Here is a 14,931-nt window from a genome sequence, read left to right as displayed (position 1 = left end):
GGTCCGATGCCTCCCACGATCGAGCAGAGCTTCATGAAGGCCCTCTTCCACGGCATCATCGCCGAGGACATCATCTTCCCGTATCCCGAGATGCCGGCGGAGGACCGGGAGACGACGTCGATGATGCTCGACAGCGTGCGGCGGTTCTTCGCGTCGAGCGTCGACAGCGGCCGGATCGACAGGGAGCACGCCATCGATCCGGACCTCCTGGCCGAGATGAAGAGGCTCGGCCTGATGGGCCTGCAGATCCAGGCCGAGCACGGCGGCGTCAACCTCAGCAACATGGCGTATGCGCGCGTGATGCAGGAGATCGGCGGGCTCGACGCGTCGATCGCCGTCACCCTCGGCGCGCACCAGTCGATCGGCTTCAAGGCGATCCAGCTCTTCGGGACGGAGGAGCAGAAGCAGCGGTATCTCCCGAAGCTCGCGACCGGCGAGTGGATGGCGGCCTTCGCCCTGACGGAGCCGGGCGCCGGCTCCGACGCCGCGGCGATCAGGACGCGCGCCGAGATGTCGGCCGACGGCTCGTACTACACGCTGAACGGGTCGAAGATCTGGATCACGAACGGAGGCTTCGCCGACGTCTTCACGGTGTTCGCCCGGACCTCGGCGCTCGAGGAGGGGAACAAGCCGAAGCTCACCGCCTTCATCGTGGAGCGGAGCATGGGCGTGAAGAACGGGCCGAACGAGCAGAAGCTCGGGATCCGCGGCTCGTCGACGACGGAGCTCTTCTTCGACGACGTGAGGGTGCCGCGCGAGAACGTGCTGGGCGAGGTCGGCAAGGGCTTCAAGGTCGCCGTCGAGGTGCTCAACAACGGGCGCCTCGGGCTCTCGGCGGGGTGCGTGGGCGCGTGCAACACGCTGATCCGGATGGCGCTCGACCGGGTCCAGGAGCGGCGCGCGTTCGGCCGGAGCATCGGCGACTTCGGGCTCATCAAGGACAAGATCGCGACGATGCTCGCGCACACGTATGCGCTCGAGTCCATCACGTACCTGACGGCGAGCCTCGTCGACGCCAAGGTCCCCGACTTCTCGATCGAGAGCGCGATCTGCAAGGTCATGGGGAGCGAGACCCTCTGGTTCGTCGTCAACGAGACGCTCCAGATCGCGGCCGGCATCGGCTACATGGAGGAGTACCCCTACGAGCGCCACCTGCGCGACGCTCGGATCAACATGATCTTCGAGGGGACGAACGAGATCCTGCGCTGTTTCATGGCGCTCTCCGGGATGAGCGGCCCGGGCAAGGCGCTCGCGGACGTCGCGAAGGCGATGCGAGAGCCCATCAAGGGCTTCGGGCTGCTCAGCGATTTCGCGCTCCGCAAGGCGCGGTCGGTGCTCGGGCGCGAGCGGATGTCGAAGGCGCACCCGCTGCTCAGCCGGGAGGCGGTGATCTTCGAGGACTGCACCGCCGAGCTCGCCACCCACAGCGAGGACATGCTCCGGAAGCACGGGCGGGAGATCGCGGAGATGCAGTATGCGCAGCGCCGCATCGCGGAGATGGCCATCGATCTCTACTGCATGGCCGCGTGCATCTCGCGCACGACCCGGGCCATCGAGCGGCGCGGGGAGGACGGCGCGCGGCGGGAGATCGATCTCACGACCGTGTTCACCGGCATGGCGCAGAAGCGGCTGCGGCAGCACGTCGCCGACTTCCAGAAGAACGACGACGAGCTGCGCAAGGCCATCGCGGTGCGAGCGTATGCGGATCGCGCCTACCCCTTCGACATCCTGTAATCGCAGGCTGCCGCACCTCGACAGACATCGATTCACCTCACGTCGCATCAAGCCACACATGCGCCATGCGCGTTTCAGCGCAGTACGCTCATTCGTTGTGAGCTGCGCTCTGTTTCGGGACGTTTTCGGCTCACCGTCCGGACGGATTGCTCTATAGTTTGATCAGGCGTAGTATTGGGGGTGGGCCCTTCGACAGGAATCGGGTGATCACTTGTCCCAGGCTAGAGCAGTGGGTGGCAGGTGCGGAGCCATGAACGAGACTGCTGAAGGTCGTGCCGTGATGGACAAGTACCGTCTCGAGCGCAGGCTCGGAGGCGGTGGGATGGGTGATCTGTGGCTGGGCTTCGATATCAAGCTCAGGAGGCGGGTCGTCATCAAGTTCATCCGCAGCTTCGCGGCGACGGAGCCCGAGCTCATCGCCCGCTTCGAGCGCGAGGCCCGCGCGTCCGCGCGAGTCCGGAGCCCCTACGTCATCGAGACCTACGATTACGGCGTCGACCGCGGCTGCGCGTTCATCGTGATGGAGTACCTCGAGGGAGAGGACCTGAATCGCCGCCTCGAACGCGAGGAGCGGATCCCGCTCGCGCAGGCGACGACCTTGTTCACGCAGCTCGGCAAGGCCCTCGACGCGATCCACGCCGCGGGGGTGATCCACCGGGATCTGAAGCCGGGGAACATCTTCATCACGTCTTCGGCCGGCGACGATCTGGTCAAGGTCCTCGATTTCGGCGTCGCGAAGTCGTCCTGCTCTCGCGATCGGATCACGAAGACGGGCATGGTCCTCGGGACGCCGAGGTACATGAGCCCCGAGCAGACCATGGCGCCCAGGCAGGTCGATTACAGGAGCGATCTCTGGTCGATGGCGGTGATCCTTTACCGCGCGATCACCGGCCAGTGTCCTTTCGCGGGCGCCAACATCAATGAGCTGGTCAGGCACATCTGCCAGACGTCGTTCCCGAAGGCGTCCGAGCTCGCGCCGGAGCTCCCGCCCGGGATCGACGCGTTCTTCGCCCGGACGTTCGAGTTCGAGCCCGAGGCGCGGTTCCAGTCGGGCAAGGAGATGATGGAAGCGTTCTCCGCGATCGTGCAGGCGCCGGCCTCCCTGCCGTCGTCGGAGTCGCTGCGCGCGATCCCGGTCCCGCCGCCGTCCGAGCGGAGCGCCATCGTGAAGCGGAGCGCGATTGGCGCGGTCGCGGCCCCGCTCCGCTGCGCGATGGATGATCAGACGACCATGGCCGCGATGCTGGCGACGCCGGCGAACGATCTCGGCAGCACCACGGCGACGGACGCGGCCGTCGAGCCCGCCTCCGCCTCGTGCGACCGGCAGAGCGAGGTCGTGCTGGACAGCCGCGTCCTTCCGCCGCTGCGGGTCCCCTGGATGGTCGCCGTCGGCCTGCTCATCGCGGCCGCCTGCGTCGTTGGCCACAGCGTGGCTCAGGGCGCGCCGTGGTCGCTCGAGGCCGCGGAGAGCCCGGCGCCCATGGGACCTTGATCTCGAGGGGCGCCGCGACGCCGCCGTGACGCTCGCATCACCGGCCATCGCCAGGGCGCGTCGGCGCCGCTACCGCGCGCTGGTCGTGGGCGCCTCGGTGATACTGGACGTCCACTTGAGCTTCGGGGCGCCCTCGTCGATCCAGCGGTCGCGCACCCGGCGCGCGAGCTCGGGGTGCTGGGTCGACTTCACGGCCATCGCGGCCACGAGGCATGTCCCCGGCCACGACTCGTAGACGGCGATCGCTCCGACGTACTCGTCGCTCACGAGCACCGAGTCGACGCTGCCCTCGAGGACCTTGAACACGAGCGGCCGCACCTCGCCGTCGATCTCCTGCGTCGTGCGGATGATCTGCGCCTCCCCGAGCCGCACGCCATAACCGTCGGCGAGCGGCGCGTTCTTCGCCCAGAACTCGTCGAGGCAGCTGTCGGGGTCGCTCGGCCCTGAGGTGGTCGTGTACACGACCGACAGGGCGGCGTAGTGCTCGTCGCCGTACCGGAAGGTCGCGCGCGTCGGGTAGGTCAAGATCCGCACCCTGCGCCAGCTCTTCCAGTCGACGAGCGGTACGTCGAGCGTGTTGAACCGGTCCTGCCGCCTCCCCCACGGCTCGGCCAGCAGCCGCTCTAGCGCGGCCCGCTCGGGGTCTGCCGCGTCGCCCCCCGGGTTCTCCCGGGTGACCGACGCCGGCGTCGGAGGCAACCCCGGCGGCCTCGTCGGGGGGGTGCTGCTGCAGGCGACGACCGCGAGGGACGCGACGAGCGGGACTACCGGCGCGGCCCTCCGGCGTGTGGACGAGCGCGCAGTCGACCTGGAGCAGGGCATGAGCAACACGAGCCTCGGCGGGCGGCCTCATCGACGGCGGTCACGCGGGCGGATCCCGCGGCGCCGCTACAATCCGACCTCGCGCATCGCGATTTTATTCTTGTCGAAGACGCCCAGACCGAGCTCGCCCGCGATGCGGATGTACGAGGGTTCACGGCTCGCCTCTTTCAGCGTGGGCAGCCCGTTCTCCTTGCGCCACGCCTCGACCACGCCCCAGCCGATCACATCCATCGCGACCGGATCGGTCGTGGCGTAGACCGACTCGTGGAGGACACGCCGCTTCGGGTTCTTGTCGAGCGGGCCCTGGTCGTAGATGAGCTTGAAGCCGTCCGTGATGTGCAGGCGGACACGGCTCTTCACGACGTCCTGCCCGTAGAGCTCCGCGATCTGCGGACTCGCGGTGTGCTCATGGAAGGAGTGCGGGTTGATCGTCGTGCCGTGGGTGATGTTCTTGAGGCAGCCGGTATAGCCGCAGATCGAGTGGTCCTTGATCAACGAGACGTTGATCACCGCGGTCGCCTCGGTGAACGGGCGCACGAACTTGGTGGGGATGCCGCAGACCGAGATGCTCGGCATCACCGCGTCCTTGTTCTCGTGAACCGCGGCGCGGATCCCGGCCGGGAACTCGGCAGCAGGCTTGGCGCTGCGGTCGGCGCAGCGGGTGCCAGCGAGGAAGGACGGGTACTGCTCGAAGATCTCCACGTTCTCCGCTGGGACGCCCGCCGCGATCACCCCGCGCACGATCTCGAGCACGAGCTCCTTGTTGGTGGCCATGGTCGCCCCCTTCTGGCCGGCGATCCCGTTCGTCTTGATCGCCACGCGGTCGTCCTTGTGGACGAACCGCGCGAAGGCGGCCCCGAGGTCGGCCTTCCCGGTGAGCTCGGCCATCGCCCGCTCGAGCATCACCTTCGCCGCGGACGCGTCGGGCCAGAGGCCGTTCGGCTGCATCGAGTTCGACTTCGTGACCTTCACGATCTTCCCCGGAATGGAGAGCGGCGTGAAGCCGGGGGGCGGCGTGGCCGCGAGGCTCAGGGGCTCCTCGGCGAACGCCGCGCGCGAGCCGAGGAGCGCGGCGCCCGCGGCGCCGGCGACGAGCCCGCCGAGGAAGCCTCGGCGCGAGCGCCCCGCGGGGCCGGGATCAACGAAGCGACGGGGATCGTGGGGCATAAGACCTCGTGGTGAGCGCCTTGCGGCGGTGGTGGATGCCGCCGGTCGCGGGGCGCCCGGGGCGGTGATGGTAGCCGAGCTTCTCGCTCGAGACACGGCGCTCGGCCGCCCGCCGGCGAGGTCGACCACGCCGCGCCGGCCGCGCCGCGCGCCTCCGCCATGGCGGCGCCAGGCCCCGGAGCGCCTGGCACCCGGGATTTGCTCGGGTTTCCAGGCGAGCGCGCGCCGGCACGCCGTTCGCCAGGCGACCACGCCGAGGAGACGAACGCCGCTCGCTGGTGCGCGGAGGGCGACGTCCTTGGCATGGGAAGGAGACGCGGAACGATGCAAACGACATCGAAGGGGACAGGCTCGCACGCCGGGCCGTCGGATGCAGTGCAGGACGACGAGGGGTGTCGCCCGTGGCGAGAGCGAGCGCTGGCAGCGCTGAGGGACTCGGCCTGGACCGCGCTGGGCGGCAAGGTCGCGGCCTACGTTGCGGGGTTCTTCGCGCTGGCGCTCGTGGGCTCCGGGCATGCGCTGAGCCTGCTCCCGGCCCGCCCGGCCAACCCGGGCAGCCCGGCAGACCCGACCGCAGGGCTGGCGATGGTCGCCGGCGATCCAGCGCCGCTCGGCTCCACCGGAAGCCCCCCGCCCCAGGCCACCTCCGAGCCGGCCGCCAATGCGGGGGCTGCAGCGGTAGAGCCGCCGCCGCCCAGCGATGGCGGGACGGGCGCTCCCGCTGGCGTGACCGCAGACGGAAAGGTCGTGCTGAACCTCGCGACCGAGGCGGACCTCATGCGCCTTCCGGGCGTCGGTCCAGCGAAGGCGGCCGCGATCCTGGCGCTCCGCGCCAAGCTCAAGCGCTTCCGGAAGGTCGATGACCTGCTCCGGGTCAAGGGGCTGGGCCGGCGGTCGCTGAAGCGGCTGAGACCGCTCGTGCTCGTCGATCCGCCTTGACGCTGGACGCGCGCCGCAGCGCAGCGGCCCGCTCGCCTCTTCGGTCGAGCCGCCTTTTCGGTCGAGCCGTCCAGACAAGGAGTCTGCAAGGACCGGTCAACGCGCCGAGCGCGAGATGTCGAGTCACGGGGCGCTCGCTGTCTTCGGTATCCCCGCAACGCGGTTGCGCGCGCGACTCCAGGCATCGCGGGCGTTGCGCGCGACGACTCCTGGGACCGGCGCGGTCTGGCGAGCTCTCGCGCGGATGCCCCCTTGCCCCCCCGGGGCGCTCGGGCACACTGCGCCGCGATGCACGTCCACTTCGTCGCCGTCGCGGGCACCGGCATGGGTGCGCTGGCGGGGCTCTTCAAGGCCGCGGGGCACGACGTCTCGGGCTCCGACGTCTCGTTCTACCCGCCCATGGGGCCGGCCCTCGAGCGGTGGGGCATCCGCCTCCTGACCGGGTTCGATCCCGCGCACCTCGACCCCCGGCCCGATCTCGTCGTGATCGGCAACGTCTGCCGCCCGACGAACCCCGAGGCCCGCGCCGCGATCGACGGAGGCATGCGGGTGACCACGATGGCGCACGCGCTCGCGGATCACATGCTCGCCGGCCGCTCCGCACTCGTCGTGGCCGGCACGCACGGCAAGACGACGACGAGCTCGATGTGCGCGTGGATCCTCCACGAGGCGGGCAGGGACCCTGGCTTCCTCATCGGCGGCCTGCCGAAGAACTTCGAGGCGAGCTTCCGCCTGCCCCGGAGCGCCTCCTCGGCGAGCGACCGCCGCGGCCTGCCGCTCCTCGGCGAGGCGGGCGCGGGTCGCCGCAGGACGCCGTTCGTCGTCGAAGGCGACGAGTACGACACCGCCTTCTTCGAGAAGACGCCGAAGTTCTGGCACTACCAGCCCGAGGTCGGCGTCGTCACGTCGATGGAGCACGATCACATCGACATCTACCCCGACGCCGCGTCCTACGAGGCGGCGTTCCGCGGGTTCGTCGAGCGGATCCCGGAGGCCGGGCTCCTCGTGGCGGCGGCGCACGATCCGCGGGTCGTCGAGGTGGTGTCGCGCTCGGCGCGCGCAGAGGTCGCGTGGTTCGCGCTCGAGGGCGACGACACGCACGGGCAGCCGCCGCACTGGCTCGCCGCGCCCGCGGAGGCCGGCGAGAGCGGCCAGTCGTTCGATCTGTACGCCGGCGGCGTCCTGGCCGGGCGCTTCGCCCTGCAGATGCCGGGGCACCACAACGTGCGCAACGCCATCGCCGCGATCGCGGCCGCGGCGCAGGGCTTCGGCGTGCCGCTCTCGACCGCGACCACGGCGCTCGCCGGCTTCACCGGCGTCCGGCGCCGGCAGGACCTCCTCTTCGAGGCGCGCGGGGTCCGCGTCTACGACGACTTCGCGCACCACCCGACCGCGGTGGACGAGACGCTGCGCGCGCTCCGGTCCAGGCACCCGGGAGGCGCGCTGTGGGCGGTGTTCGAGCCGCGCAGCGCGACCGCGTGCCGCGCCCTCCACCAGGAGCCTTACGCGCGCGCGTTCGACGCGGCCGACCGCGTCGTGCTGGCGCCGCTCGGGCGCCCCGACATCGCCGCCGGCGAGCGGCTCGATCTCGACAGGCTGGTGCACGACCTCGAGCGCGGGGGCAAGCGCGCGGAGGCGGCGGGCTCGGTGGACGCGATCGTCGCCGCGATCGCGCGCGACGCGCGGGAGGGCGACACGATCGCGCTCCTGTCCAACGGGGCGTTCGGCGGCATCTACGAGAAGCTCCGCGGCGCGCTGTCGGCGGGGGCGCGATGAGCGGGCGCGGATCAGCCGAGCTGCTCGAGCTCTCCGCGATCGCGCTGCGCGTCGCCGAGGAGGCAGCGGCGCTCGTCCAGGCCGGGTTCCGGGCAGGGCCGCGCGGCCTGCACGTGGAGGAGAAGGGGCCGCACGACCTCGTGACCGAGTTCGACCGGGCGAGCGAGGACCTGCTCGTCGCGCGGCTCGACGCGCTCACGCCCGGCGTCGCCGTCGTCGGCGAGGAGCGGAGCGCCGCGCGCCGCGAGGAGCCGCGCGGCGGGCTCGTCTGGTACGTCGATCCGCTCGACGGCACGACGAACTTCGTCCACGGCCACCCGTTCTGGTGCGTGTCCGTCGGCCTGATGGATGACGACGTGCCCGTCGCCGGCGCCGTCGTCGCGCCCGCGCTCGGGCTGCGCTGGACGGGCTTCCGGCCGCGCGAGCCAGGCCCGCGCGACGCTGCTCGCGCGCCGGTGAGCACGGCGGCGATCGACGGAGAGGCGCGCCGCAACGGCGAGCGATGCGCGGTCAGCGCCACGGCGTCGCTGCAGCGCGCGATGGTGGCGACCGGCTTCCCGCCGATCCGCGACCGGGCGCCGGACAACAACTTCGACGCCTTCATGACCGTCAAGCGCAACGCTCAGGCCGTGCGTCGTTGCGGCAGCGCGGCCATCGATCTCTGCATGGTCGCGGACGGAACCTACGATGCGTACTGGGAGCGCCGGTTGCATGCATGGGACGTCGCCGCCGGAAGCGCGATCGTGCGCGGCGCGGGCGGCGTCGTCACCGCGCTCGACGGCGGTTTGCCGAACTACCATACAGGCAACATCGTGGCGTCGAACGGCCTCGTCCATGCCGCCATCGTCGCGCTGTTCTCCCACCCGGGCCCGCCGACCTGCTAGGCGCCGGCCAGCTCGGGGCTACCCGTACGCCGTCAGGCTCTCATGCCTGACCCGTGCATGACTCGCGAGCGAATCGAGCGAGATCCGTGCGCGATTCATGCATGACCCGTGCGAGGCGAAGCGAGCGGCGTGAACGGCGAGCGACGTGCGACGTGCGACGTGCCGTGCGACGAGTGGCGAACGGCGAGCGTCAAGAGTCAAGAGCGTCAAACGGCGAGCGCGCCCATCCAAACATGAGCAAAACATGAGGACGTGCGGAAGAGCGGTTGACGGAGCCGCCCAGTGAACTATCCTATGGTTGTTCCCTCTGCCGACTTCGTGAGGCGCTGGACGATTGAATCCCGAGTAAGCAAGAACCAGGGAGCCAACAACGATACCGTGGTGAGCTAGGCCCGGAACCATTCACCGGGAAGCCTGAAGCGGTACTTAGGCTCCCACCTAGCAGCTATGCTAGGGGTTCAAGTCCTTCGGCCCACGTCCTCGGCGGTACGGAACATCTCTCTCCTGCGGGCCGTCCAAGCGGCCCGCAGTTTTTTGATGTCCTCGACATGCGCCCGGCGACCGGCGCACCGCGGCGTCACCTGACGGCGGGGGGTACCCCGCCTGGGCGCGGCGCTCGCGGCATGGAGCGCGGCCCGAAACAAGGCCGAGCACACCGCACAAGGAACGGGAGCCCGGGGGGCGGCTCAGGCGGGGCACGCGGAGCACGGCCCGGCTTTTGTTTCCGTTCTCATCCCCCTTCCGGTAGCTTCGGGCCTGCGATGGATACGAGATCCCCTCGATCTGCAGGTGCGCAGCACGGCGAGCAGCGCCCGCTCGTCGGCGCAGCGCGGTTTGGGTCGTCAGGCCACCTCGCGCGCCGCCTCCCCGGCAGCTCGCGCTTCGTCCGGCGCCTGGCCTTGACGCTCGCGATCCTCACCGTGCCCGGGGCCGCCCTGGCAGCGGTGACGATCAAGGGCCGGACCACGGGCATGCCCAAGCTCCTGAACCCGGTCTGGAACGAGGCCAAGGACCCGAAGACGAACCGGTACACCTTCCGCGAGCCGTCCCCGACCGTCCGCGCCGATGTCCGCGCGCTCTTCGGCTACGCGCCGAAGGAGCTGTGCATCGCCGCGCTCGGCGAGAAGGGCGCGCCGCTCAAGACGCCGCGCTCGATCGTCATCGCGGGCGGCCGCACCTCCCCGGTGACGGTCGTCGTCGCCGAGGGCCAGCAGATCCAGTTCGAGAACCAGGACCCGTTCCCGCACAAGATCTACGACGTCGGCAACAAGGGGCTCCAGCCGGTCGAGATCGCCGCGGCCAAGACCCGCGCCTGGACGCCGCCAGGCCCCGGCAAGTACGAGCTCCGCGACCAACTCGCCCCGAGCGTCCGGTCGTGGATCGTCGTCGAGCCGAAGGCCGTGGCCATCGCCTACCCGGATCGCCAGGGCAACTTCGCCATGGAGATCGAGGCCGGCACGTACACGCTGCAGGGCTACTTCAACGGCGAGCCGGTCGGGAAGGCCATCGAGGCGATCGTGAAGCCCGGGCCGGACGAGCAGTTCATCAAAGACGCGGTCGTCGTGGGCGAGACCGGCGGACCGAGCGCGGAGGCTGGAAAGTAGGCCATGCTGCTGTCGCGTTTCTGGTACGGGGTGCTCGCGCTCGCGCTCGGCGCCGCGGTCTTCGTCCTCTTCGTCGCCGCGCAGCTCTACAACCGCTCGAGCCACCGCGCGATGAGCGAGGCGCTCAGCGCCGACTCCAGCGCGGTCGAGTGGTTCCTCAACGACGACGCCCGGAAGCGCTCGAGCGCGCTCATCCGGGTCGCGCTGAACCCGGCCCTGCGGACCGCGCTGGCCAAGTCGTCGACCGAGGCCAAGCCCGGCGCCGAGCTGCGCGAGAAGGCCCGCACCGCGCTGCGCACCGCGACCGCGGAGGTGCCCCCGGACCTCAAGTTCGATCACGTGTGGGCCGTCGACGCGGCCGGGCGGGTGATCGCGTCGGTGGACTTCGAGCACCGCGAGGACTGGGAGCTCGGCGGCTACCCGCTGGTCGCCGACGCCCTCCACGGCTGGATCCGCGATGACGCGTGGGTCTGGAAGGGCCGCATCCTCCGCGTCGTGGCGCGCCCCGTCGAGCAGGACGTCAACGGCGAGCCGGTCGGCGCCGTGATCGGCGCCAAGATCATCGACGACACCTTCGCCCGCGCCGTCACGAAGCGCACCGGCGCCGCCGTCGGCTTCTACGCCGAGGGGGCGCGCGTCGCCTCGGGCGCGCCCGAGGGGTTCGACAAGGCGAACCTCGACCAGATCACGCAGGATCTGAAGCTGCTCGACGACAACAAGGACTACGTCGAGAAGGGGCGCTCCGAGGTCCGCGTCATCGGCCAGCACCTCGGCGTCGTCTACGCGCGGCTGCCCGGCGAGGCGTGGGAGCTCGGCGCCGGCTACGCGGTCGGCCGCCTCGCGGCGTCCGTCGACTCGCCGCTCAACTTCCTCGACAAGGCGAACAACGACGACAAGAGCGAGGTGCCGACGGTGCTGATCCTGGCCGGCGTCCTCGGCATGGCCGCGATCGGGCTGGTGCTCTCGTTCCTGGAGCACACGCGGCCGCTCCATGTCTTCCGCGGCGAGGCGGCGCGCTTCGCCAAGGGGGAGGTCGACGTGCTGGCGCCGAGCCGCTTCCGCGGCGCGTACCGGAAGATCGCGGCCGACATCAACGACGGCGTCGAGAAGGTGGCCGCGAAGGGCGGCGCGCCCCGGAAGGCCGCCGACCTCGAGCAGGTGCTCGGCCCGATCCCGACGCAGCCGGCGATGAGCGCGTTCTCGGTGCCGCTCGGCCCCGGCGAGCCGCGCCCCGACTCGCGCCCCTCCTACCCGAAGCCCATGGTGAGCCCGCGCGGCCCGACGCGGCGGCCCGGCTCGCACCCGCTCAGCGGTCCGCCGCCGGCCCGCGACTCCGTGGAGCCCGTCGAGGCGATCGAGGAGGTCTCGGACGCGGGGATGGCGATCTCCGCCCTCGAGCCCGCGGGCGCTCCCGGGCGCCCGCCGCCGCGGCGCCCGCCGCCGCCGCCGCCGCCCAGGGCGCCGGGGGCGCCCGCCCTGCCGAACCCGGTCCCCGAGGCGGCGAGCGCGCCGGCAGCGCCAGCGCCGCAGCAGGACGGCGCGGGAGATCCGGACGAGCTCACCGAGTGGAACGCCGTCTACGAGGAGTTCCTGTCGGTGAAGCAGCAGTGCGGGGAGCCCACGAACGCGCTCACCTTCGAGAAGTTCAAGGGGACCTTGCAGCGCAACAAGGACGCGCTCGTGGCTCGCCACAACTGCTCGCGTGTTCGCTTCACGGTCTACGTGAAGGACGGCAAGGCGGCGCTCAAGGCGTCTCCGGTGAAGTGAGGCCGCGCGGCGGGGATCGCCGCGCGGCGGGGACGGGGGGTCATGAGACGAGGATCTGCCGGCGCCGCGGGCGCCGCGTTCGCTGCGATGGTGGCCGCCGGCGCCGCGCGCGCGTCGTCGGGGCTCGACTCGCCTGACATCGGGGTGCTCCAGCTCGGCCGCGGCGGGGCGTGGGTCGCGCGGGCGGACGATCCGCTCGCCGCGTACTTCAACCCGGCTGGGCTCGCCGCGCAGCGGAGCGGCGCCCACGGCGGCGTCCACTTCATCCAGCTGGCCCAGTGCTTCACGAGGCTCGGCCCCGGCGGCCGCCCCGTCCCGCCGAGCGCCACGACGGCGATCCCGGCGCCCGGCAGCGACGGCGGCCCCGACCCCGAGGTGTGCGCCGAGGGCGGCCTGTTCCCGAACCCGCAGCTCGCGGCGACCCTGCGCTTGAGCGACGCGCTCGCCCTCGGCGTCGCGGTGCTCGGCCCGCACGGCGTCGGCGAGCGGGCGTGGCCGGAGTCGCTCCGGTACACGCACCCGAGCTTCGGCGACATGACGCAGCCGTCGCCCCAGCGGTACCTGCTCACGTCGCTCGACGCCCTGATGTTGATGCCCACGCTGTCGGTCGGGTTCACCCCCGCGGAGGGGGTCTCGCTCGGCGCCGGCTTCATCTGGGGCACGGCGGCCATCGATTTCGTCAATTTCAGTGAGGCCCTCTCGGGCGGAGGCGGCGACGACTTCAAGGCGCACGGCGATCTGCGCACGCGCGCGAAGGCGACCGACCTCTTCATCCCAGGCTTCGTCCTCGGCGCGCGCTGGGCGGCGGCGGCTCACCTCGACCTGGGCGCATGGTTCAAGTGGCAGGACGCCGTGCGGGCGAAGACCGATCTCACCATCGAGTCTCGCTACTGGACGCCGGCAGGGGCCAAGGACGAGGACCCCTGCAAGGGCGAGGCGCCGAAGTGCAACGTCACCGAGGAGCAGAACGCCGGCGATCTCACGATGCGGATCCCCATGGAGGCGAAGCTCGGCCTCCGGTACCACAGGCCCCGCGCCGGCGCGCGGAGCGCGGCGAGCGCGCGCCGCGCCTCCGCCGCCGAACCCCGCATCCGCGATCCGATGGCGGATGACGTCTTCGATGTGGAGCTCGATTTCACCTGGGCCAACAACAGCGCGGTCGACGCGATCGAGGTCCGGTTCCGCGAGGGCATCCCCGTCCGCGGCACGAGCGTGGGCACGGTGCCTCCCAACGCCGACGTCCCGCACCGCTGGCGTGACGTCCTGGGGGTCCGGCTCGGCGGCGATTACGTCGTGCTCCCGAGCCTCCTCGCGCTGCGCGCAGGCGGCTTCTTCGAGAGCAAGGGGCAGGACGACGCCGATCTGAACCTCGACTTCCACCTCGGCTACCGGATCGGCGTCGGGGCCGGCGTGACCGCGCGCGTCGGCCCTGTCGACATTTCAGCAGCGTTTCAGCACACGTCGTTCGGTGCGCTGGACAACGGCGGGAACGGGCGCCTCAAGGCCGTATCCGGCGCTGCGCTGAGCGGCTACCGCAGCATCCAGAGCGTCAACGGCGGCCGCTTCGAGAGCAGCCTGGACGAGTTCGGTCTGAGCGGAACCATGCGCTTCTGAGCGGGCGGCTGCTCGGGCGCGGCTCCGACGTACCTCCGGCGTGGCTCCGGCGTGCCCCCGGCATGGAGGAGCGGAGCGCAGGACGCGCGGAGCTGCGGCGCAGCGGCGGCGCGCCGGGCCGCCGGGGCGGTCGACGCGGAAGGCGGTCGCGCCTATAAGATGCCTCCATCATGAGTGAATCGAACGTCCGCAACCTGGTCATCATCGGCTCCGGCCCCGCCGGGCTCACCGCCGCCATCTATGCGGCGCGCGCCAACCTGAAGCCGCTCCTCATCGAGGGCTTCAGCGCCGGCGGCCTGATCCCGGGGGGCCAGCTCATGTTCACGACCGACGTCGAGAACTACCCCGGCTTCCCCGAGAAGATCACCGGCCAGGAGCTGATGCAGCGCTTTCGCGACCAGGCCGCGCATCAGGGCACGGAGATCGTGACGGCGGACGTGACCAAGGTCGAGCTGACGGGCCACCCCTTCAAGATCTGGGTGGAGGACACGCTCTACCTGACGAAGGCGGTGGTGGTCGCGACGGGCGCGCGCGCCAACTACATCGGCCTCGAGAGCGAGGACAAGCTCAAGAACAAGGGCGTCAGCGCCTGCGCGGTCTGCGACGGCGCGCTCTTCCGCGGCCAGGACGTCGTGGTCGTCGGCGGCGGCGACACGGCGATGGAGGAGGCCACCTACCTGTCCGGGCTCTGCAGCAGCGTCACGCTGGTGCACCGCCGCGACGAGTTCCGGGCGTCGAAGGCGATGGTCCAGCGCGTGGTCGAGAACCCGAAGATCAAGATCCTCTACAGCCACGTGGTGGAGGAGGTGCTCGACGTGAAGGCCGATATGGTGACGGGCGTCCGCGTGAAGAGCACGAAGACCGGCGACAGCCACCTCGTGCCGGCGGCGGCGATGTTCGTCGCGATCGGCCACACGCCGATGACCGATCTCTTCGTCGGGCAGCTCGACACGCACCCGAACGGCTACCTGAAGACGGTGCCGGGCTCGACGCGCACCAACATCCCGGGCGTCTTCGCCGCGGGCGACGTGCAGGACTGGAACTACCGCCAGGCCGTCACGGCCGCTGGCACGGGCTGCATGGCCGCCCTCGACGCGGAGCGCTGGCTCGCGCAGCAGGGCGGCCACTGAGG

At 71.1% G+C, this 14,931-nt stretch carries 11 protein-coding genes and 1 other RNA gene; 10 read left to right on the top strand and 2 right to left on the bottom strand.

The window, feature by feature from the left end; translation table 11 throughout:
* Positions 1 to 6: 6 nt before the first annotated feature.
* Together POL72_RS41535 and POL72_RS41530 are read left to right on the top strand one after the other, a co-directional pair.
* Positions 7 to 1,734, top strand: a complete 1,728-nt coding sequence (locus POL72_RS41535) for an acyl-CoA dehydrogenase family protein (RefSeq protein WP_272102401.1) — start codon at positions 7 to 9, stop codon at positions 1,732 to 1,734.
* Positions 1,735 to 1,984: 250 nt separating this feature from the next.
* Entirely contained in the window at positions 1,985 to 3,226 is a 1,242-nt protein-coding gene (locus POL72_RS41530) for a serine/threonine-protein kinase (protein WP_272102400.1), read from the top strand.
* A 69-nt stretch (positions 3,227 to 3,295) separates the two neighbouring features.
* Here POL72_RS41530 and POL72_RS41525 read toward each other — a convergent pair whose 3' ends face one another.
* Together POL72_RS41525 and POL72_RS41520 are read right to left on the bottom strand one after the other, a co-directional pair.
* Entirely contained in the window at positions 3,296 to 3,925 is a 630-nt protein-coding gene (locus POL72_RS41525; protein ID WP_272102399.1) for a hypothetical protein, read from the bottom strand.
* A gap of 189 nt (positions 3,926 to 4,114) precedes the next feature.
* On the bottom strand, positions 4,115 to 5,215 hold the full coding sequence (locus POL72_RS41520; RefSeq protein WP_272102398.1) for a DUF362 domain-containing protein: 1,101 nt from the start codon (positions 5,213 to 5,215) through the stop codon (positions 4,115 to 4,117).
* A gap of 324 nt (positions 5,216 to 5,539) precedes the next feature.
* On the opposite strand from POL72_RS41520, the gene POL72_RS41515 reads away from it, so the two are divergent.
* The 8 genes from POL72_RS41515 to trxB all read left to right on the top strand — a co-directional run bounded on the left by POL72_RS41515 (position 5,540) and on the right by trxB (position 14,929).
* Positions 5,540 to 6,154: a ComEA family DNA-binding protein gene (locus POL72_RS41515; protein ID WP_272102397.1), complete on the top strand. Its 615-nt coding sequence runs from the start codon at positions 5,540 to 5,542 to the stop codon at positions 6,152 to 6,154.
* A gap of 288 nt (positions 6,155 to 6,442) precedes the next feature.
* Positions 6,443 to 7,930 (top strand): UDP-N-acetylmuramate--L-alanine ligase, encoded by a 1,488-nt coding sequence (locus tag POL72_RS41510; protein WP_272102396.1) that lies wholly within the window; start codon positions 6,443 to 6,445, stop codon positions 7,928 to 7,930.
* Positions 7,927 to 8,814: an inositol monophosphatase family protein gene (locus POL72_RS41505; protein ID WP_272102395.1), complete on the top strand. Its 888-nt coding sequence runs from the start codon at positions 7,927 to 7,929 to the stop codon at positions 8,812 to 8,814. The genes POL72_RS41510 and POL72_RS41505 overlap by 4 nt, the downstream gene beginning before the upstream one ends.
* 301 nt (positions 8,815 to 9,115) lie before the next feature.
* Positions 9,116 to 9,308: non-coding RNA, 6S RNA (ssrS, locus tag POL72_RS41500), on the top strand.
* Between the two features lie 267 nt (positions 9,309 to 9,575).
* Positions 9,576 to 10,418 (top strand): cupredoxin domain-containing protein, encoded by an 843-nt coding sequence (locus POL72_RS41495; RefSeq protein ID WP_272102394.1) that lies wholly within the window; start codon positions 9,576 to 9,578, stop codon positions 10,416 to 10,418.
* A 3-nt stretch (positions 10,419 to 10,421) separates the two neighbouring features.
* On the top strand, positions 10,422 to 12,185 hold the full coding sequence (locus tag POL72_RS41490) for an MXAN_5187 family protein (protein ID WP_272102393.1): 1,764 nt from the start codon (positions 10,422 to 10,424) through the stop codon (positions 12,183 to 12,185).
* Positions 12,186 to 12,227: 42 nt separating this feature from the next.
* On the top strand, positions 12,228 to 13,799 hold the full coding sequence (locus POL72_RS41485) for an OmpP1/FadL family transporter (RefSeq protein WP_272102392.1): 1,572 nt from the start codon (positions 12,228 to 12,230) through the stop codon (positions 13,797 to 13,799).
* Between the two features lie 170 nt (positions 13,800 to 13,969).
* Positions 13,970 to 14,929 carry a thioredoxin-disulfide reductase gene (gene trxB, locus POL72_RS41480; RefSeq protein WP_272102391.1) on the top strand — a complete coding sequence of 320 codons (960 nt, stop codon included), beginning with the start codon at positions 13,970 to 13,972 and terminating at the stop codon, positions 14,927 to 14,929.
* Positions 14,930 to 14,931 lie beyond the last annotated feature (2 nt).

The organism is Sorangium aterium, from assembly GCF_028368935.1.
Lineage (GTDB): Bacteria > Myxococcota_A > Polyangia > Polyangiales > Polyangiaceae > Sorangium > Sorangium atrum.
This window is presented reverse-complemented; position numbering and strand designations above follow the sequence as displayed.

Coding starts and splice junctions, on each gene's coding strand:
- POL72_RS41505 (WP_272102395.1), top strand. CDS start 7,927: ATGAGCGGGCGCGGATCAGCCGAGCTGCTCGAGCTCTCCGCGATCGCG.
- POL72_RS41535 (WP_272102401.1), top strand. CDS start 7: ATGCCTCCCACGATCGAGCAGAGCTTCATGAAGGCCCTCTTCCACGGC.
- POL72_RS41495 (WP_272102394.1), top strand. CDS start 9,576: ATGGATACGAGATCCCCTCGATCTGCAGGTGCGCAGCACGGCGAGCAG.
- trxB (WP_272102391.1), top strand. CDS start 13,970: ATGAGTGAATCGAACGTCCGCAACCTGGTCATCATCGGCTCCGGCCCC.
- POL72_RS41530 (WP_272102400.1), top strand. CDS start 1,985: ATGAACGAGACTGCTGAAGGTCGTGCCGTGATGGACAAGTACCGTCTC.
- POL72_RS41485 (WP_272102392.1), top strand. CDS start 12,228: ATGAGACGAGGATCTGCCGGCGCCGCGGGCGCCGCGTTCGCTGCGATG.
- POL72_RS41510 (WP_272102396.1), top strand. CDS start 6,443: ATGCACGTCCACTTCGTCGCCGTCGCGGGCACCGGCATGGGTGCGCTG.
- POL72_RS41520 (WP_272102398.1), bottom strand. CDS start 5,215: ATGCCCCACGATCCCCGTCGCTTCGTTGATCCCGGCCCCGCGGGGCGC.
- POL72_RS41515 (WP_272102397.1), top strand. CDS start 5,540: ATGCAAACGACATCGAAGGGGACAGGCTCGCACGCCGGGCCGTCGGAT.
- POL72_RS41490 (WP_272102393.1), top strand. CDS start 10,422: ATGCTGCTGTCGCGTTTCTGGTACGGGGTGCTCGCGCTCGCGCTCGGC.